Here is a 19,187-nt window from a genome sequence, read left to right as displayed (position 1 = left end):
CGCCGGTTACCGCATCACGGTCCCGGCGCTGTCGAGTACGAAGTCGACGCAGAACACGACGAGCCGGCTCTGCGCGCGGATCGCGACGGCGGCCGTATAGCAGTCGCGGCCTTCCGTCAGCGAGAAATGCGGGCCCATCAGCGCGACGCGTCCCGGCGCGGCGATCGCGCGCTGGAAATACGGGCGCCGCGACCAGTTGCTGTGGGTCTCCGGAAAGAGCGGTGCGAGGCGGGTGACGCCGGCCTGGCCGTCGTCGGCGGGCGCGCCGATCGACGGCAGGAACTGCTCGCCGGTTTCGTCGGTGACGAACACGCGGCGGGCGGCCGGCACCGCGAACACGCGATGCGCGGCGTCCTGCAAGTTGCCGCTCGCGGAAAATGCGGCCGCGCCGGTCAGCACGAGCCGCTCGATCGCGTCGAAGCCCGGCTGCTCGGCGACGACCGGCGTGTGCCGGCGGGCGATGAAGCGCTGCCACGCGGCGTCGAGCATCGCGGGTGCTGCCGCGCTGGCATGGGCGATCGATGCGTCGGGCTGGCCGAACTGGAAACCCTGCACGAAATCGATGTCGGCTTCCATCAGCGCCTGCAGCGAATCGTCATTCTCGACGCCCTCGGCGAGCACCATCGCGCCGGCCTGGTGCAGCATCGACACGAGGTGATGCATGATGCGGCGATCGTCGGCCGAACCGGTCGAACGTTCGACGAGCGAGCGATCGAGCTTGACGATGTCGGGGCGCGCGCGCCACACGCGGTCGAAGTTCGAGAATCCGGTGCCGAAATCGTCGATCGCGATCAGGAAGTCGCGATGCTGGATCATGTCGATCGTGCGGGCGAGCGCGGCTTCGTCGCGCGACGGCTGTTCGACGACCTCGAGCACGATGCGGTTCGGCGGCAGCGCGAAATGCCGGCACAGCGCCTCGACGAATTCGCGCTGCACGAGGCCCGAGTCGAGCACGCGCGGCGTGACGTTCAGGAACAGCCAGCCGTCGCCGATGCCCTGAGCGACGAAGTTGGCCGTATGCAGGCAGCGCGCGAGCCGGTCGAGCAGCAGCGCGTCGGCGTCGGCGCGCGTCTTGTCGAACAGGGCGGCGGGCGAGATCAGTGCGCCGTTCGCGTCGACGACGCGCAGCAGCGCCTCGTAACCGACGACCCGCTTGTGCGTGATCGACAGCACGGGCTGGAACACGCTGCGCAGCGTCGTGGTGCGATAGGTGGCGACCCAGCCGCCGGGCGTCGGCGTGAGACGGTCGAGCAGGGAGTCGAGCGAGAGGTCGCGGGCGGGCTTCATGTCAACGGAGCCCGGGGGCGAGCGGCGGGGCGGTAGCGCGCCGCCGCGCTGAAGCGGTCGCACGCGCCGGCGGACGCGAAAGGACGTGAGACATCGAGGCCGCCTTCTGCGGGTAAGTGTTCGGAGTGTAACGGGAATGGGGCCGCTCGCGTATCAGGGAAACTCCAGACGCACGCGGGTATGCGGCTGCGGCCGGCGCCGCCCGCATGCGTGCCGCGCATGACCGCCGCGGCGCGAAGGGCGCCGCCGCCGCACATGACAACCCGGCGGCATGGTGCGCACGATGAGGCGAGGCGGGCAATCCCGGCGGCCGGCAGGGCCGCGAGCGCATGTCGCCGTCAGACGAATGCCGGCGGCGCTGCGGCACCCTCCACGGCGGCGCGGAGAACAGCCGGCACCCGGTCGGAAGGCATCACGGCCCGACCGATGGCGATACGTGCACCCGAATGAATCGTCAGGTCGCTTCGCCGCTGCGCGGCCGGATCCCGGGAATCCGCTTGATCACGCCGGTCGCGAGCGCGGTGCCGACGAGCACGATCGCGCAGCCTTCGATCATCACGGCCGACACGTGTTCGCCGAGGAACAGCGCGCCCCACAGCAGGCCGAACACCGGAATCACGAACGTCACGGTGATGGCGCGGGCGGGGCCGACATGCGCGATCAGGTAGAAGTAGATGAAATACGCGATGCCCGTGCAGGCGACGCCGAGCGCGAGCACCGAGCCCCACGCGTGCGCGCTGACCGGCGCGGCCGGCCAGGTGGCGATCGCGAACGGCAGCAGCAGGACGGTCGAGCCGATCATGCTGCCGGTCGCGTTGACGAGCGGATCGACGCCGGTCAGCTTGCGCTTCGTGTAATTGGCCGCGATGCCGTACAGCAGCGTCGCGCCGAGTGCCGCGGCGGCGGCGAGCGCGGTCGCGGCGGCGCCCGTTTCGCCATGCGCATTCGCGATCTGGTTCCACACGAGCGTGAGCACGCCGGCGAACCCGATCACGAGGCCGAGCGCACGCGGCAGCGACAGCTTGTCCTTCAGCCACAGGTAGGCCACGAGCGCGCCCCAGAGCGGCGTCGTCGCGTTGATCACCGACGTCACGCCGGCCGACAGCGTCAGCTCGGCGAACGCGAACAGGCAGAACGGGATGCCCGAGTTCAGTGCGCCGACGACGAACAACGGCCACGCGTGACGGCGCAGCCGGGTGCCGAGATCGGCGGGTTTGAAGCGCGTCAGCGCGAAGCCCGCGAGAAACAGCGCGCCGATACCGACCCGCAACGCCATCAGCGGCGCCACGCCGAGATCGACGACGCCGATCCGGATAAACAGGAACGACGCACCCCACAGGGCAGCGAGCACGGTCAGCAGAAGGGCGTTCTTGGGTGACATCGAGTGTGTAGGGCGGGGAAGGGATGCGGGAATCTTACACCCCGTTACCAGGCCGTCGTTTCACGTTTCGATGAAATGGCAAGAAACGGGAATGTCGCCGGTTGCCGGCACGCGATGGCCGCGTGCCGGCGGTCGAGCCCGGTCAGTGATGGCGCCAGCCGCCGTGTCCGCCGCGTCCGCCGAAGCCGAAATTGAGCGATACCGCCGGTCCCCAATAGCCGCCCCATGCGGGCGCGTAGGCAGGTGCCGGATAGTAATAGGCGGGGCCTGGATCGACATAGACGGGGGCCGGTGCAGCCGTATAGTAGCCGCCGGGATAATAGCCGTACGGGTAGTAGCAGCCGGCGAGCGTCACGCAGGCGAGCGCCGCGGCGACGAGGGTCCTGTTCATGATGTCTCTCCGGCGGAGCCGGCAATCGGCAGATGCTTAAGCTTAGGCCGCGCGCCGATGACACGGTGTGCAAAACGGTAACGGATCATTTCCGCACGGGCTGCCGGCCACATTGCGGCGCCGCATGCGAAAACGGCGCTTCCGCACCGCGAAAACGCCGTCTGGCCGACTATCGCGGCGCGTTGCGCCGCCTTTTACTTGCCGACCTGGTTGCCGATGATGCCGCCGGCCGCTGCGCCGCCGAGCGTCGACAGCGCGCTGCCGCCGATCGCCGCGCCGGCGACACCGCCGACACCCGCACCGATTGCCGTATCGCGCTGGCGTCGTGACATCGAATCGCAGGCCGACAGGCTGGCCACCGTCGCGACGAGCAGAGCGCATACCCCAAAACGCCGAATCGAGTTCATGATCGTTGTCCTTGTGGTAGTGAACGGAGGTCGCGCGACCGGCTGGCGACCGCGCATGACCCCAATCTACGCGCCGTCCCATGGGGCTGCTGTAAGGACTTGTTAAGGCTCGGGCGGTTTCGTAATCATTTGTTTCCCTCGCGCCGGCAGGCACGCGGTGTGCACACGCACAAAAAAGCCCGCTCGAAAGCGGGCTTGCGCAGCGCCGAAGCGCGAGACGCGGCGGTCCGGGCGGACCGCCGCGCGTGCTTATTGACGGTGATAGATCTCGGCGCCGGTCTTGACGAACTCGACCGCCTTGACTTCCATCCCCTTCTTCAGCGCTTCGGTCTCCGACACGCCCTGCTGCGCCGCGAACTCGCGCACGTCCTGCGTGATCTTCATCGAGCAGAAGTGCGGGCCGCACATCGAGCAGAAGTGCGCGACCTTCGCGGAATCCTTCGGCAGCGTTTCGTCGTGGAATTCGCGCGCCTTGTCCGGATCGAGACCGATGTTGAACTGGTCTTCCCAGCGGAACTCGAAGCGCGCCTTCGACAGCGCGTTGTCGCGCACCTGCGCACCCGGGTGGCCCTTCGCCAGGTCGGCGGCGTGAGCGGCCAGCTTGTACGTGATGATGCCTTCCTTCACGTCGTCCTTGTTCGGCAGGCCGAGGTGTTCCTTCGGCGTCACGTAGCACAGCATCGCGGTGCCGAACCAGCCGATCATCGCGGCGCCGATGCCGGACGTGATGTGGTCGTAGCCCGGCGCGATGTCGGTGGTCAGCGGCCCGAGCGTGTAGAACGGCGCTTCCTTGCACCAGTCGAGCTGGAGATCCATGTTCTCCTTGATCAGCTGCATCGGCACGTGGCCGGGGCCTTCGATCATCACCTGCACGTCGTGCTTCCACGCGATCTGCGTGAGCTCGCCGAGCGTCTTCAGCTCGCCGAGCTGCGCTTCGTCGTTCGCGTCGTAGATCGAGCCGGGGCGCAGGCCGTCGCCGAGCGAGAAGCTCACGTCGTACGCCTTCATGATCTCGCAGATCTCTTCGAAGTGTTCGTACAGGAAGCTTTCCTTGTGATGCGCGAGGCACCACTTCGCCATGATCGAGCCGCCGCGCGACACGATGCCCGTCATCCGGTTCGCGGTGAGCGGCACGTACTGCAGGCGCACGCCCGCGTGGATCGTGAAGTAATCGACGCCTTGCTCGGCCTGCTCGATCAGCGTGTCGCGGAAGATTTCCCAGGTCAGGTCCTCGGCCTTGCCGTTGACCTTTTCCAGCGCCTGGTAGATCGGCACCGTGCCGATCGGCACCGGGCTGTTGCGGATGATCCACTCGCGCGTTTCATGGATGTGCTTGCCGGTCGACAGGTCCATCACCGTGTCGCCGCCCCAGCGGATCGCCCATGTCATCTTGTCGACTTCCTCGCCGATCGACGACGTGACGGCCGAGTTGCCGATGTTCGCGTTGATCTTCACGAGGAAGTTGCGGCCGATGATCATCGGCTCGGATTCCGGGTGGTTGATGTTCGCGGGGATGATCGCGCGGCCGCATGCCACTTCCGAGCGCACGAATTCCGGCGTGATCTCGGCCGGCGCGTTCGCGCCGAAAGCCGCTGCGCCGAACGCCTGGCCCGGGTGCTGGCGGCCCATCATCGCGGCGAGCTTCGCGCCGTTCGGGCCGCTCGCCTTCAGGCTCTCGAGGTACTCGGCGCGGCGCTGGTTCTCGCGAATCGCGATGTATTCCATTTCCGGCGTGATGATGCCCTGGCGCGCGTAGTGCATCTGCGTGACGTTCTTGCCGGCCTGTGCGCGGCGCGGGTTGCGGTGCAGGCCCGGGAACCGCAGGTCGGCGGTGGCCGGGTCGGCCGCGCGCTCGAGGCCGTACCGGCTCGACAGGCCGCCGAGCACTTCGGTGTCGCCGCGTGCCTCGATCCAGCCCTGGCGCAGCGCGGCCAGGCCCGCGCGGATGTCGATCTTCGCGTCCGGATCGGTATAGGGGCCCGACGTGTCGTACACGTAGATCGGCGGATTCTTTTCGCCGCCGAAGCCGGTCGGCGTATCGGCCTGCGTGATTTCACGCATCGGCACGCGGATGTCGGGCTGCGAGCCGGTTACATAAACCTTGCGCGAATTGGGCAGCGGGGCGACAGCGGCGGCGTCGACGTGTGCGTCGGCGGACAGAAACTTCGGATTGGCGTTCATGCAATCTCCTGTATGAGCGCCGGACAGGCGCTTCGGCGCTTGCCCGGAGCCCTTGACGAATGTGGGGCTCGAGCTAAGCAGGAGACGAGGCTTGGTGAGGCGGCGGATTTCGTCAGAAGGATGGCGGCGAAATCCGTACGCTTCCCTGCGCTGGCATTATCCAGATCAGGTTCAAAGGGTATTTCTCACCCGCAATGCCGGTTGTTTGACCGCGCGCATTGCAGGACCCCCGCGTTAGCAGCGCACACGATACACTGGCTTCGCGGCGGTTTCAACCGGGAGAGAATCGGCTGCCCCGGTGCGGCCGCAGCATGGCGGGCGGTGCGATGGCCCGTCGAAATGGCAGCGCGCGTCGCCGCCGCATGGCCCCACGGCTCGGCCGGCCGGGGCGAAGCGGTGCAACATGGCGCGCTTTCGCGCAACCTCAAAAAAATTTTCGCAGCGGCTGTCATTTCCCGCGACGTCGTCCGTCTATTCGGCTCCTTAAACCCATGTGTTGGAGAGATGTCATGAAAAAAGTACTGATCGCCGCTTGCGTTGCCGCTATCGCCACGATCGCCACGGGCGCGTATGCGCAGAACGACGCGATGTCGCAGCCGGGTTCGTCGATGTCGAAGGACGCGATGGGCCACGACGCGATGGCCAAGGATGCAATGGGCCATGACGCGATGAAGAAGGACGGCATGAAGAAGCATGCGATGAAGAAAGACGCGATGAAGAAGGACGCGATGTCGCACGACGAGATGGGCAAGCCGTCGGGCGACAAGATGGCGCCGTCGAACTGACGGAGGCGGACGCGGCGCGGCCGGCGCGTGCGTCGCACGGCGGCCGCCCGCATCGCATCCTGTCTCGTCGACTCATTCCCGGAGTCTTCATCATGCAAACCGTTCCCGCTACCGGCCGCGCGACCGCCACGCCGCCCGCGCGCCCGATTCATCCGCTGTGGGTGCGCGCGAGCCACTGGCTCAATGCGCTCGCGGCGATCCTGATGGTGCTGTCCGGCTGGCGCATCTACGACGCGTCGCCGATCTATCCGCCGTTCGTGTTTCCGCACGGCATCACGCTGGGCGGCTGGCTCGGCGGCGCGCTGCAATGGCATTTCGCGGCAATGTGGCTGCTGGTCGGCAACGGGCTGTTCTACCTCGCGATGTCGATCGCGACGGGGCGCCTCGCGCGCAAGATGCTGCCGGTCACGCCGGCGTCGATATGGCGCGACGTGCGTGCCGCGCTGGGCGGACGGCTGTCGCACGACGACCTGAGCGTCTACAACGCGGTGCAGCGTGCCGCCTACCTGACCGCGATCGTCGATCTCGTCGTGCTGGTGCTGTCGGGGCTCACGATCTGGAAATCCGTGCAATTCCCGCTGCTGCGCGAATTGTTCGGCGGCTACGACAACGCGCGTGTCGTGCACTTCTGGGCGATGTCGCTGCTCGTCGCATTCGTTGTCGTTCACGTCGCGATGGCGCTGCTGGTGCCGCGCTCGCTGCTCGCGATGCTGCGCGGCCGCTGACCCGCGAGCCGCGGGCGAAGGAAATCATCATGTCGGAATCCGAATACAAGCGCGACGGTTCGCGCTGGACGCTCGATCGGAAGTCGCTCGAGCTGGACGTGCGTCGCGAGCTCGAGATGCCGTCGCGGCGCCTCTTCAACCGGCGCATCCTGACGCTCGGCGGCCTGACGATGCTGACCGGCTGCACGTTGAAGGACGACGCGTCGGTCAACACGTTCCTCGAGACGGTGTCGCGCATGAACGACCGCGTGCAGGCGTGGCTGTTCAGCGGCGAACGGCTCGCACCGACCTACACCGAAGCCGACATCACGCGACCGTTCCCGTTCAACGCGTATTACGGGATCGACGACGTGCCGCACGTCGATGCGTCGACGTACCGGCTCGTGCTGTCCGGCCGCGTGACGGGCAAGCGCGTGTGGACGCTCGACGAACTGTATGCGCTGCCGCACGCGGAGCAGATCACGCGACATATCTGCGTGGAAGGGTGGAGCGCGATCGGCCGCTGGGGCGGCACGCCGTTCGGCGCGTTTCTCGCACGGGCCGGCGCCGATACACGGGCGAAGTACGTGGGCTTCAAGTGCGCGGACGATTACTACGAGAGCATCGACATGCCGACCGCGCTGCATCCGCAGACGCTGCTCGCGTTCGACTACGACGGCCGCCGGCTGCCGCCGGAATTCGGCTTCCCGATGAAGCTGCGGATGCCGACCAAGCTCGGCTACAAGAACCCGAAGCACATCATGGAAATCTTCGTGACCGATACGTATCCGGGCGGCTATTGGGTCGATCAGGGGTACAACTGGTTCGGCGGATCGTGAGCGGTGCGTGGCATGCGGTGGCGGCGCGTGCCGCGATGCATCACGCGGATTCACGCACCTGGAGGTCGACGCGCAGGCCGACAGCCGCCGCCATGTTGACGAGCGCGTCGAGCCCGAACAGGTTGATCTTGCCGCGCAGCAGGTCGGAGACGCGCGGCTGCGTGACCCCCAGCTGTTTCGCGGCCTGGGCCTGGCTGAGCTCGAGCTGCGCGATGCGCTGCTTGAGCGCGATCATCAGTTCGGAGCGCAGCTTCATGTTCTCGGCTTCGGCCGGCTGGCCCTCGATTGCGTCCCAGACGCTCTCGTAACGTTCGTTGGTCATCGTTTCCTCTCCATCATCAGCGCGCAATAGCGCCGGGCGGCCAGTTCGATATCGGCCCTGGTCGTACGCGCCGATTGCTTCCGGAAGCAGTGAAGCACGTAGACGGCGTCGGCGAAGGTCGCGACGTAAATGATCCGGAATGCGCCGCTCGCATCGCGCAGGCGAATTTCCCGCACGCCGACGCCGACGGTGCGCATCGGCTTCCAGTCGTCCGGCGCCAGGCCGCGTTGCACTTGGTCGATCTGGTGGCCGGCTTCGCGTCGCGCGGGCAGCGGAAAGCCGCGAAGATCGGCGAGGGCGCTGCCGACGAAAACAACCGGCTTCGGCGGAAGAATGGTCGAATTATACAAAATTTTGTATGGGTGGTGCGGGTTTTGAAGGAAGGTCGCGCAGGGCGCGCGGCGCGTGAGTCGACCGTCACGATAAGGGGGAAGCAGTGGCCGGCGTGCAGGACTGGCCGTTCGGCCGATGCCTGGTTCGGGCGCGTTGGATCGCCGTTGGCGGTGGGGGCGAGCCGGCACCGGCAGCGCATGCGCGCGGCGTATCCGGCCCCCGATTTCACCCGCCCGGCGGCCGTAAAATGTCGCGCGGAAACATCATTCGCGATCCTTTCAGACAGGTCCGATGATGCTTTCGAATCCTTGATGCCATAATGCCGAGCGTGCGCAGCCGAAACGGTTGCGCGCATTTTTTTTGTCCCTCTGCCGCCGCCTGCCGGTTCTCTTTCGTCGCCGTTCGCACTGCCATGTCGTTCCGCACGTTCGCTCTGCCTTCCCGGTCCCGCCAGGACCGTTTGCCGGCATCGCCGGCGTCTTTCAGCGGAGCACGCGGCGCGACGTGCGGGCAGGCTGCGCGATGACGCCGCTCGACCGTCTCCTCGATTTCCTCGCCCGCTTCTCGTTCCGGATCCGCCTGCCGCAAAGCCGCGGCGGCCGCGTCGCGCTGGCGCTCGTGTTCATCTATTTCGTCTGGGGTTCGACCTACAGCGGCCTGCATTTCGCGCTGCAGTCGTTCCCGCCGCTGCTGCTGTCGGGGCTGCGCAACCTGCTCGGCGGGATCGGCCTGTTCATCTTCGCGCTGCGGCGCAAGCCCGAATGGCCGACGCCGCTCGAAATCCGCAATGCGGGGATCGTCGGCACGATGCTCGTCGCGCTGTCGTCCGGCACGATCGCGCTCGGGATCAGTTCGGTCAGCAGCGGCTCGGCCGCGGTGATGGTGGCCACGGTGCCGCTGTTCGCGACCGTGATCGCGGCGGTCGCCGGGCGGCCGGTCACGAAAGGCGAGTGGGCGGCCGTCGCGCTCGGGATGGTCGGCATCGTCGTGCTGAATTCGGGCGGCGCGGCCGCGCAGAATTCGGCGCTCGGCACGATCTGCGTGCTGGCCGGCGCACTGTTCTGGGCCGGCGGCGCGCATCTCGCGACGCGGCTCAAGCTTCCGTCCGACCTGTTCCTGTCCACGTCGCTGCAGATCGGCCTGGGCGGCATGATCTCGACGCTCGTTGCCTGGCTGATCGGCGAGCGCATCGAGCACGTGATGGTGGGGCCGGTGTTCGCGTTCCTGTACCTGATGGTGTTCTGCACGATGGCCGCGTACGTTGCGTACGGCTACCTGATCCGCCACACGAGCCCGATCATCGCGAGCAGCTGCATGTACGTGAACCCGATCGTCGCGGTCGCGCTCGGTGCGCTGCTGCTGGGCGAGCCGGTGACGATGGCGACCGTGGTCGCGACCGTCGCGATCCTCGGCAGCGTCGGGTTGTCGTTCGTGTTCGATCCGGCGCGCCGGCCCGCGGCGCGCGCGGCAGCCGCCGGTTCGGCGGCCGCGGCGGCCACGTCGGCGGCGGAGGCTTCGTCCGCACCCGAGCAGATCGCGGTGCCGGATGCGGCACCGATCCTGGCGCCTTCCGCCGTTCCACTGGCCGTGCCGACCCCGGCTGCCGTGATGGACCCCGCGGGTGTCGTGGATCCGGCGCCGGCGTTCGCGCCGCCGCCCGCCGCCGAACCGGCAGCGCCCCGCACCGACGCGTGACGCTGCCGTGGCCGGTCGCGTTCAGTCGCGCCGGCCGCCGCGATGGTGGAACCAGCCCGCCAGCGCGGTGAACGCCAGCCCGGTCGCGCACAAGCCGATCCAGCCGAACGCGTGCCATGCGGCCACACCGGCCGACGAGCCGAGCGCGCCGCCGATGAAATAGCACACCATGTACACCGTGTTCACGCGGCTGCGCGCCTCGGGTTTCAGCGCATAGATGCGCGACTGGTTCGAGATCTGCGCGGCCTGTACGCCGACGTCCAGCACGATCACGCCGATCACGAGCCCGACTAGGCTCGAGCCCGACAGCGCGAAGATCACGAACGACAGCGCGAGCAGCGCGATCGCGAGCGAGATGATCGCGCGCGGGCCGCGCTTGTCCGCGAAGCGGCCCGCGTAGGGCGCCGCGAGGGCGCCGGCCGCCCCGACGATCCCGAACAGGCCGGCTGCCTGCGGGCCGAGATGGAACGGCGCGCCGGCGAGCAGCAGCGTGAGCACGGGCCAGAACGCGCTGAATGCCGCGAACAGCGCGGCGCCCGTCAAAGACGCCTCGCGCAGCCCGCGCAGTTCGACTGCCAGATGCCACATCGAGCCGAGCAGCTTGCCGTACGACAGCGTCGACGTCGGCGAGCTGCGCGGCAGCCGCAGCACGATCACGGCGGCGAGCGCGACGAGCGCCGCGACTGACGCGGCGAACACCGCGCGCCAGCCGAAATATTCGGCGACGAAGCCGGCGGCCGTGCGCGCGAGCAGGATGCCGAGCAGCAGGCCGCTCATCACGGTGCCGACCGCGTGCCCGCGTTCGGCCGGCGGCGCGATCTCGGCGGCGAACGGCACGGCCTGCTGCGCGATCGTCGCGAGTACGCCGATCGCGAGGCTCGCGACGGCGAGCACGGCCAGCGACGGCGCGGCGGCCGCGACGATCAGCGCGACCGACAGGCCGGCGATCTGCATCAGGATCAGCCGGCGGCGGTCGAAGCGGTCGCCGAGCGGCGCGAGCAGGAACATGCCGGCCGCATAGCCGAGCTGCGTCGCGGTCGGCACCGCGCCGATCCACGAAGCGCCGTCGGGAAACGCGGAGCGGAAGCTGTCGAGCAGCGGCTGGTTGTAGTAGATGTTCGCGACGGATACGCCCGCGATCGTCGCGAGCAGCAACAGCAGGCTGCGCGAATAGTGGGGCGAGGCGGCGTCGGTCGGATGGTCGGTGGGGGCGGTGGACATGGCTGCGCGGACGGAGTGGGGCGGCGCGGCGCGCGGCGCACGCGTCGGGTGCGCAGGCGCGCGGGGCGCCGGTCAAGGCTGCCGATCATACCGGAGCGGCGTGATTCCTGCCGGGCGCGCGGCGGACCGGCAGAGTCGGCAGAGTCGGCAGAGTCGGCAAACCGGCAAACCGGCCGTCCGCCGCCCGTCATCGCGCGCGCTTCACCCCGTCAATCGACCAGCTCGCCCGTCGGTTCGTAGAACGGATAAGGCCCGGCGCCTTCATCGACGTACACGTGATGCGACGTCATCCCCGTATCGGGCGCATGGCGGTGAACCGCGAACGCCGGCGGCTCGAGCCGGAATGCGGACGGCGCGTCGGTTCGCAGGTCGAAGGCGACCTGATGCGCGGGCGACGGCACCGCGGACGCGAGCGTGCCGCCGAAGCGCGTGAACATCGTGCGATGCACGTGGCCGCACAGCACGCGCTCGACGTTCGGATGAGCGCGCAGCAACGCGTCGAGCTTCGCGGCGGCGGCGGGCGCGAGGCGCAGCTTGTCCATGTGGCCGATTCCCGCCGCGAACGGCGGGTGATGCAGCGCGACGATCACGGGCCGGTCGCGCGCGGCGTCGAGCTGCGCGGCGAGCCACGCGAGCCGTGCGTCGCACAGGTCGCCGTGGCTTGCGCCGGGCACCTGCGAATCGAGCGCGAGCACGCGCACCGCGCCGACGTCTAGCGCGTACTGCACGAATTCGCCATCCTGCAGCTCGGCGCGATCGGCAAACGCGCGGCGCAGCCCGGCGCGGTCGTCGTGATTGCCGATCATCAGGTAGTACGGAATCTCGAGCGCCGCGAGCAGCCCGCGCAGGTTGCCGTACTCTTCATCGTGGCCGAAGTCGGTGAGGTCGCCGGTGACGAGCACGGCATCGGGGCGCGGCACGAGCGCGTTCAGTCTGTCGATGCAGCGCGCGAGCGCGGCCGCCGTGTCGACGCGCCGGTACGCGAGCTGGCCCGGACGCTTGATGTGGAGATCGCTGATTTGAGCAAGCAGCATCGTCGTTCCTCGGAATCGTCTGGTTGTTGTCGCGGCGGCGTCGCGCGCCGCGGTGGGGGGCTGCATGAATGATGTCCGAACGATGGATTACGCACCGAGCGCGATCAGGCCTTCCGGTGCGATCGCGAGGCCGACCGCCGTGCCGCGTGCGAGCGCGATGCGGCCCGGCACGTCGATCACGAGCGCATCGGGGGCCGCGTGCTCGATCGTGAGCCGCGTGCGCTCGCCGAGGAACGCGCACGCGCTGACCGCGCCGCGCAGCGGCGCATGCGCGGGATCGGCGAGTTGCGCATCCTCGGGGCGGAAGAACCATTCGTCGGCCGCGTGCGGCGTGGCGACCGCGCCGCCCGTCGTCACCAGCGTGCCGTCGCGCCACTGCCCGGCGAGCCGGTTCAGCGTGCCGATGAACTGCGCGACCGTGCGGTTCGCCGGGTGGTAGTAGATGTCGCGCGGCGTGCCGATCTGCTCGATGCGGCCCGCGCCCATCACGACGATCCGGTCGCCGAGCTCCATCGCTTCGGCCTGGTCGTGCGTCACGTAGACCGTCGTCACGCCGAGCTCGCGCAGCAGCGCATTCATCTCGCGACGCAGCACGTCGCGCAGCTTCGCGTCGAGCGCGGTCAGCGGCTCGTCGAGCAGCAGCACGCGCGGCCGCACCGCCAGCGCGCGGGCCAGCGCGACGCGCTGGCGCTGGCCGCCCGACAGCTGGTCGACCGGCTTGTCCGCATGCGCGTCGAGCCGCATCATCGCGAGCAGCTCGTCGACGCGCGCGCGCAGCGCGCGCGGCTCGGTCTTGCGGATCTTCAGCCCGTAGCCGACGTTGCCGCGCACCGTCAGGTTCGGAAACAGCGCGTAGTTCTGGAACACCATGCCGACCTGCCGGCGCTCGATCGGCAACGCGGTGACGTCGTCATGGCCGAAGGCGATCGTGCCGCCGGCGTCCGGCGTGTCGAGGCCCGCGATCAGACGCAGCGTGGTCGTCTTGCCGCAGCCCGACGGCCCGAGCAGCACGAGCGTTTCGCCCGCACCGATCGACAGGTCGAGCGGTTCGAGCACGCGCGTGCCGCGGAAGGTCTTCGCGCAGCGGGTCAGGATGATGGGAGTGGAATCGAGTTTCATGTCTGCGAGAAATTCAGCGCGGGCGCTTCTTGAGCGCACGCGTGCCGGATGGATCGACGCCGAGCCACTGCATCGCGACGAGCAGCGGCAGCGTCATCAGCAGGAACAGGATCGTGTACGCGCTGCCGACTTCGAGGCGCAGCGACGCATAGGTATCGGCGAGGCCGACCGGCAGCGTCTTGGTGTCGGGCGTGTGCAGCATCCACGTGAGGTTGAATTCGCCGATCGACAGCGTGAGCACCGCGAGCGCGCCCGCGACGATGCCGGGGCGCAGGTTCGGCAGCACGATCGTGACGAAGCGCGTGACGAACGATGCGCCGAGGCTGGCCGCACCTTCCTCGAGCGTGCGCAGGTCGGCACCGGCCGCGACGGCTGCCACCGCGCGCACCATGAACGGCAGCGTGAACACGACGTGGCCGGCGACGATGAACCACAGGCTCATCCGGAACGCGGTGAAGCCGCCGTAGACGACCAGCAGCGCGAGCGCCGACGCGAGGCCGGGCAGCGCGACGGGCAGCACCAGCGCTTCCTCGATCGCGCGTGCGACGCGGTGCTTGCTGCGCGCGAGCGCATAGCCGGCCGGCACGCCGACGACGAGCACGATCGCGAGCGTCGCGAACGCGACGTAGAGCGACAGCGCGACCGAGCCGTGATACTGCTGCCACACTTGTTCCAGCCAGCGCAGCGTGAGGCCGCTCGACAGGCCGCGAAAGTAGTTGACGGTGAGGCCCGCGAGCACCGACATCACGACGGGCACGATCAGGAACGCGCACAGCAGCAGCGTGACGCCCCATTGCAGCGCGGCGATCATGCGCGCGCCGGTGACGCGCGGCGCGCGGCGGGCGATGCCGTTCGCCTGCGCGGGAGCAGGTGCCGGCGAAGGTGCCGGCGAAGGCGACGGTGCGGAAGAGCCGGAAAGCGATTGCATGCGGAAATCCTCAGGCCGCGGCGGCGGCGGTGTGGCCGGTGAAGCGGCGCGCGAGCGCGAGCACGGCCCAGGTGACGATGCCGAGCACGATCGACAGGCCGGCCGCCGTCGCGATGTTCGCGTTCAGCGTGAACTCGGTGTAGATCGTCATCGGCAGCACGTTCAGGTCGGTGGCGAGCGTGAATGCGGTACCGAACGCGCCCATCGCGGTCGCGAAGCAGATCGCGCCCGCGGCGATCAGGCCCGGCGCGAGCGCCGGCAGCACGATGTCGACGAAGATGCGCCACGGCGACGCGCCGAGCGAACGCGCGGCTTCCTCGAGCGACGCGTCGAGCTTCGACGCGGCCGCGATCACGGTGACGATCACGCGTGGAATCGAGAAATACAGGTAGCCGACGAACAGCCCGGCGACCGAGTACGCGAACACCCACTTGTCGCCCGTGAGCTTCGCGGACAGCATGCCGATCAGCCCCTGCCGGCCGGCGAGCATGATCACCATGAAGCCGACCACGACGCCCGGGAACGCGAGCGGGAACGTGAGCAGCGCGAGCAGCACGCGCTTGCCCGTGAATTCGCGGCGCGCGAGCAGGAGGCCCGAGACGGTCGACAGCGCGAGCGTCGCGAGCGTGACACCCGCGGAGAGCGCGACGGTCTCGCCGAGGCTTTTCATGTAGCGTGCATTGCCGAGCAGGGCCGCGTAGTGCGGGAAGAATGCGCCGTCGGCGGACACCCGGACGAGCGCCGCCATCGGCAGCAGCCAGAACGCGGCGAACACCGCGAGCGCCGGCGCGACGAGCGCGACGCGCCAGCGCAGCGGGAAAGTCAGGTCGAGCATCGGTTGCGTCCTGGCGCTTACTGCATCACTTGCAGGTACTGCTGACCGAATGCCTGCTGGCCGGCCGCCATCTTGCCGAAGTCGACCGATTTCGCGCGGGCGTATTCGCTCGCCGGCAGGAACTTCGACGCGACGTCGGCGCCGAGCGCCTGTGCGCGCACCGGGCGCAGGTACGCGTTGGCCCACAGCTTCTGGCCTTCGTCGGACAACACGAAGTCGAGCACCTTCCTGCCGTTCGCGTCGTGCGGTGCGCCCTTCACGAGACTCATCACGTACGGCACCGCGATCGTGCCTTCCTTCGGAATCACGAACTCGACGTTCGCGCTGTCCTTGTACTTCGCGCGATACGCATCGAAGTCGTAGTCGAGCAGGATCGGGATCTCGCCCGACAGCACGCGCGCATACGCGGTCTGCTTCGGCACGATCGGCGCGTTCGCCTTCAGCTTGCGGAACCAGTCGAGCGCCGGCTTGAAGTTGTCGAGGCTGCCGCCGAGCGCCTGGTTCACGGCGACCGCGCCCGCATAACCGACGAACGCGCTCGACGGGTCGAGATAGCCGACCATGCCCTTGTATTCCGGCTTCAGCAGGTCGGCCCACGAGCGCGGCACCGGCTTGCCGTCGAGCGCGTCCTTGTTCACGAAGAAGCCGAGCGTGCCCGAGTGGATCGCGAACCAGTAGCCTTGCGGGTCCTTCAGGTTCGCGGGGATGTCGTTCCAGTGCGCGGGCTTGTACGGCGCGATCACGCCCTTGTCCTTCGCCTGGAACGCCGACGACACGCCGAGGTAGACGACGTCGGCGACCGGGCTTTTCTGCTCGGCGATCAGCTGCGCGATCGACTGGCCCGAGTTCTTGTTGTCGAACGGCACGCGGATGCCGGTCTTCTGCTTGATCGCGGCGATCTGCGCGGCCCAGTCGGCCCATTCGGGCGGGCAGTTGTAGCAGATCGCCGTTTCGTCGGCGTGGGCGGCGGGCGCGCCGGCGATAAGCGCGGCGCAGGCTATGGGAGCTGCGAGCGCGCGCAGCAGCGAGGTCAGGCGAAAGGACACGGTAGGTCTCCGGGCGAGTGTGAGGCGCTGGGGTGAGGCGGTCAGGGGCGGTGCGCGCGTTCAGGCCTTGCGCAGTTGCAGGTCGGTGGCCGGCGGCGCGACGGTTGCGCCGTCGCGCACCACGTGCGGCAGGATCAGCGACGACCGTTCGATTGCCGCGCCGCCGATGCATTCGACGAGGCGTTGCCACGCGTAGCGGCCGATGTCGCGGTTCGGCGTCGCGATGCTCGCGAGCGGCGGCGCGAGCAATTCGCCGATCGCGATCCCGTCGAAGCCGAGCACGGACAGGTCGTCCGGGATCGAGAAACCCGCGCGGCGCAGGCCGCGCATCACGACCATCGCGAGCAGGTCGTTGCTGCAGAAGAGGGCGGTCGGGCGCGTCGCGTGTGCGGTGAGATGCGCGAGCACCGCGTCGGGCAGCTCGGGCGCGTTGAAGTCGACTTCCACCGGCGGCAGCGTGGCGACGCCGCTTTCCTCGAGTGCCTGCGCATAACCGAGATGACGCTGGCGTGCGCGATCCGACGCGGCGAGCGAGCCGGCCAGCATCAGCACGCGGCGGTGACCGCGCGCGGTCAGCAGGCGCACGCCGTCATAGGCGGCGCTGCGGTTGTCGACCGACACCGACGGGCGGCGCTGCGTGTCGTTGTGCATCAGCACGTAATGCGGGCCTTCGTGGTCGAGCATGTCGAGCAGCGGGTGCGTGTCCGCGTCGGCGACGGTGAGGATCAGCCCTTCGACGCGCTGCTCGCGCAGCGTCTCGATCGCGTGACGCTCGCGCGCCGCGTCGTATTCGGTCGTCATCAGGATCAGCTTGAAGCCGGCCGCGGTCGCGAGCTCGTCGATGCCTTGCAGGCAGTCGGCGAACACGGGGTTCGACAGCGTCGGCACGACGACACCGACGAGCCGCGTGCGCTCGCCGCGCAGTTGCCGGCCGAGCGGGCTCGGACGGAATTGCAGCGTGTCGATCGCGGTGCGGATGGTCTGCAGCGTGGCGGGGCTGACGGTATGCGGTGCGTTGATCGCGCGCGAGACGGTGGCGATCGAGAAACCCGCGAGGGCAGCGACGTCCTTGATGGTCGAGGTCATTAACTAGCGCGATGTAAACGTTTTCGGCAGGGAAATTATCGAAAACGTTTGTGACTTCGCGATGACGCAAGCGATGCCTGTTTCGCAAAAAAGCACGACACAAACATCGGACGGATGGAGGCCGCCGGACGACGCGGGTTCGATTGTATCGGGGATGTTGCGGCGCGGGAGAAAATCGCGGGCGGCGCTGTTACGGCGTCGATTGCACGGGATGAATCGGTGCGGCGCCGGGAGATGTCGCCATGCGGCGGCGCAGAATAAGGGAACGCATGCGCAAGCAATGGTAGAATCGCGTCCGCCCTCTTGCCGGGGTGATGAAATTGGTAAACATAGCGGACTTAAAAGATTGAGTGCCCGGCCGGAAACGGTCGGTGCAGAACCCTTCAAATTCGGCGAAACCCCTGATGCGCGCATCGAGGCAACGCCGAGCCAAGCCTCGCGGCATCCGCGAGGAAGGTGTAGAGACTAGACGGGGGGCGCCTAAGGCGCATGGGCAGCAGGCACGCCCGCGCGCGACGGTGAAGGCATAGTCCAGCGCACGAACGGCATCGCATCCGCGACGCCGGCTTTGAAAGAAGCAGTGTGACGAAAATCCGCCGCCTTAACTGGCTTGCCGGTTCGAGTCCGGTCCCCGGCACCACGATCGCTTTCAGCGCGATTCGATGACGGTACGAAAGCCCGCGAGAAGCCATGCGCTCGCGGGTTTTTTGTTTTTGGTGCGTCCGGACGCGCGTGAGCGTGGAACGTTGCCGTTGTCGCGCTGCCTTTGTCCGGTCGTTCGACCCGCGCGACTTCGCCTTGCGGTTCGTCTGCGTCCATCGGCCCTTCGAGGCAGCGAATGCGACGCCATGTGATACTGGCCGCGCACGTCGTACTGAACGCCGTTACCGTCATCGGCACGTGTGATGCGCCGATGGAATCCAACGCAGTTTGCATCCCGCAAGACCGCCCGTCATGACCGATTCGACCCACCACTATTACGAACCGTCGCAAGGCCACGGCCTTGCACATGATCCCTTGAACGCGATCGTGGGCCCGCGCCCGATCGGCTGGATCTCGTCGCGCGGCAGCGACGGTACGGTCAACCTCGCGCCCTACAGCTTCTTCAACGCATTCAACTACCGTCCGCCGATCATCGGTTTTTCGAGCGTCGCCGCGAAGGACAGCCTGCGCAACGTGCAGGAGACCGGCGAGTTCGTATGGAACCTCGCGACGCGCGAGCTCGCCGAGCGGATGAACCAGACGTGTGCCGCGGTGCCATACGACGTGAACGAGTTCGAGCTGGGCGGCCTGACCGCGGTGCCGTCGCGTCTGGTCGACGTGCCGCGCGTGGCGGAAAGCGGGGTCAACTTCGAATGCAAGGTGACCGACGTGATTCGCCTGCGCGATCACCAGGGCGTGGAAACGCCGGCGTCGCTGGTGCTCGGCGAGGTCGTCGCCGTTCATATCCGGCAGGATCTGCTGAAGGACGGCCTCTTCGACACGTTCGGCGCCGGCATCATTCTGCGCGCGGGCGGCCCGTCGGCCTACGTGCACGTCAAGCCCGACAGCCGGTTCGACCTGTTACGCCCCGACGCATGATCCGTCGCACGC

Annotated in this window: 19 protein-coding genes and 1 riboswitch; of the genes, 5 read left to right on the top strand and 14 right to left on the bottom strand. The window is 68.2% G+C overall.

Annotated features, from left to right (window positions below):
* Positions 1–6: 6 nt before the first annotated feature.
* The 5 genes from ACTJLD_RS08855 to thiC form a co-directional block, all read right to left on the bottom strand.
* Positions 7–1,287 (bottom strand): sensor domain-containing phosphodiesterase, encoded by a 1,281-nt coding sequence (locus tag ACTJLD_RS08855; protein WP_027787944.1) that lies wholly within the window; start codon positions 1,285–1,287, stop codon positions 7–9.
* Positions 1,288–1,741: 454 nt separating this feature from the next.
* Positions 1,742–2,668 (bottom strand): DMT family transporter, encoded by a 927-nt coding sequence (locus ACTJLD_RS08850; RefSeq protein WP_027787943.1) that lies wholly within the window; start codon positions 2,666–2,668, stop codon positions 1,742–1,744.
* Between the two features lie 142 nt (positions 2,669–2,810).
* Positions 2,811–3,059, bottom strand: coding sequence for a hypothetical protein (locus ACTJLD_RS08845; protein WP_027787942.1), 249 nt, complete (start codon positions 3,057–3,059; stop codon positions 2,811–2,813).
* Positions 3,060–3,253: 194 nt separating this feature from the next.
* Positions 3,254–3,466, bottom strand: a complete 213-nt coding sequence (locus tag ACTJLD_RS08840) for a glycine zipper 2TM domain-containing protein (RefSeq protein ID WP_021162063.1) — start codon at positions 3,464–3,466, stop codon at positions 3,254–3,256.
* A gap of 249 nt (positions 3,467–3,715) precedes the next feature.
* On the bottom strand, positions 3,716–5,647 hold the full coding sequence (gene thiC, locus ACTJLD_RS08835) for a phosphomethylpyrimidine synthase ThiC (protein ID WP_027787941.1): 1,932 nt from the start codon (positions 5,645–5,647) through the stop codon (positions 3,716–3,718).
* A gap of 124 nt (positions 5,648–5,771) precedes the next feature.
* Positions 5,772–5,888, bottom strand: a riboswitch (TPP riboswitch).
* Between the two features lie 268 nt (positions 5,889–6,156).
* Between thiC and ACTJLD_RS08830 the strand changes: the two genes are divergently transcribed.
* The 3 genes from ACTJLD_RS08830 (at position 6,157) to ACTJLD_RS08820 (ending at position 7,975) form a co-directional block, all read left to right on the top strand.
* Positions 6,157–6,432: a pentapeptide MXKDX repeat protein gene (locus ACTJLD_RS08830; RefSeq protein WP_027787940.1), complete on the top strand. Its 276-nt coding sequence runs from the start codon at positions 6,157–6,159 to the stop codon at positions 6,430–6,432.
* 92 nt (positions 6,433–6,524) lie between these two features.
* Positions 6,525–7,157: a cytochrome b/b6 domain-containing protein gene (locus ACTJLD_RS08825; RefSeq protein WP_027787939.1), complete on the top strand. Its 633-nt coding sequence runs from the start codon at positions 6,525–6,527 to the stop codon at positions 7,155–7,157.
* Positions 7,158–7,186: 29 nt separating this feature from the next.
* Positions 7,187–7,975 carry a molybdopterin-dependent oxidoreductase gene (locus ACTJLD_RS08820; protein WP_021162060.1) on the top strand — a complete coding sequence of 263 codons (789 nt, stop codon included), beginning with the start codon at positions 7,187–7,189 and terminating at the stop codon, positions 7,973–7,975.
* A gap of 40 nt (positions 7,976–8,015) precedes the next feature.
* On the opposite strand, the gene ACTJLD_RS08815 is transcribed toward ACTJLD_RS08820, so the two are convergent.
* Positions 8,016–8,297: a helix-turn-helix domain-containing protein gene (locus ACTJLD_RS08815; RefSeq protein WP_021162059.1), complete on the bottom strand. Its 282-nt coding sequence runs from the start codon at positions 8,295–8,297 to the stop codon at positions 8,016–8,018.
* Positions 8,294–8,647, bottom strand: coding sequence for a type II toxin-antitoxin system RelE/ParE family toxin (locus tag ACTJLD_RS08810; RefSeq protein ID WP_027787937.1), 354 nt, complete (start codon positions 8,645–8,647; stop codon positions 8,294–8,296). The genes ACTJLD_RS08815 and ACTJLD_RS08810 overlap by 4 nt, the downstream gene beginning before the upstream one ends.
* 505 nt (positions 8,648–9,152) lie before the next feature.
* On the opposite strand from ACTJLD_RS08810, the gene ACTJLD_RS08805 reads away from it, so the two are divergent.
* Positions 9,153–10,325 (top strand): EamA family transporter, encoded by a 1,173-nt coding sequence (locus tag ACTJLD_RS08805; protein ID WP_060312213.1) that lies wholly within the window; start codon positions 9,153–9,155, stop codon positions 10,323–10,325.
* Between the two features lie 21 nt (positions 10,326–10,346).
* Here ACTJLD_RS08805 and ACTJLD_RS08800 read toward each other — a convergent pair whose 3' ends face one another.
* From ACTJLD_RS08800 to ACTJLD_RS08770, 7 genes are all read right to left on the bottom strand, one after another.
* The gene (locus tag ACTJLD_RS08800) at positions 10,347–11,546 is read right to left on the bottom strand and encodes an MFS transporter (protein WP_059695516.1); all 1,200 of its coding nucleotides are present in this window, start codon (positions 11,544–11,546) and stop codon (positions 10,347–10,349) included.
* Positions 11,547–11,755: 209 nt separating this feature from the next.
* Positions 11,756–12,580 carry a phosphodiesterase gene (locus tag ACTJLD_RS08795; RefSeq protein WP_021159580.1) on the bottom strand — a complete coding sequence of 275 codons (825 nt, stop codon included), beginning with the start codon at positions 12,578–12,580 and terminating at the stop codon, positions 11,756–11,758.
* An 87-nt stretch (positions 12,581–12,667) separates the two neighbouring features.
* Positions 12,668–13,699 carry an ABC transporter ATP-binding protein gene (locus ACTJLD_RS08790; RefSeq protein ID WP_440658570.1) on the bottom strand — a complete coding sequence of 344 codons (1,032 nt, stop codon included), beginning with the start codon at positions 13,697–13,699 and terminating at the stop codon, positions 12,668–12,670.
* 13 nt (positions 13,700–13,712) lie between these two features.
* Complete coding sequence (locus ACTJLD_RS08785) at positions 13,713–14,627, bottom strand: ABC transporter permease (protein ID WP_136469960.1); 915 nt, start codon at positions 14,625–14,627, stop codon at positions 13,713–13,715.
* Between the two features lie 10 nt (positions 14,628–14,637).
* A complete protein-coding gene (locus ACTJLD_RS08780) occupies positions 14,638–15,462 on the bottom strand; it encodes an ABC transporter permease (RefSeq protein WP_059695522.1) in 825 nt (274 codons plus the stop codon).
* Between the two features lie 17 nt (positions 15,463–15,479).
* Entirely contained in the window at positions 15,480–16,508 is a 1,029-nt protein-coding gene (locus ACTJLD_RS08775; protein ID WP_111999633.1) for an ABC transporter substrate-binding protein, read from the bottom strand.
* Positions 16,509–16,568: 60 nt separating this feature from the next.
* Positions 16,569–17,594: a LacI family DNA-binding transcriptional regulator gene (locus tag ACTJLD_RS08770; protein ID WP_440658568.1), complete on the bottom strand. Its 1,026-nt coding sequence runs from the start codon at positions 17,592–17,594 to the stop codon at positions 16,569–16,571.
* Between the two features lie 954 nt (positions 17,595–18,548).
* Here ACTJLD_RS08770 and ACTJLD_RS08765 point away from each other — a divergent pair.
* Positions 18,549–19,175 carry a flavin reductase family protein gene (locus ACTJLD_RS08765; protein ID WP_440658566.1) on the top strand — a complete coding sequence of 209 codons (627 nt, stop codon included), beginning with the start codon at positions 18,549–18,551 and terminating at the stop codon, positions 19,173–19,175.
* Positions 19,176–19,187: the final 12 nt, after the last annotated feature.

Source organism: Burkholderia sp. 22088 (genome assembly GCF_052045915.1).
Taxonomy (GTDB): Bacteria; Pseudomonadota; Gammaproteobacteria; order Burkholderiales; family Burkholderiaceae; genus Burkholderia; species Burkholderia cepacia.
Note: the sequence above shows the minus strand (reverse complement) of the source record. Positions and strands in the feature narration are given on the sequence as shown.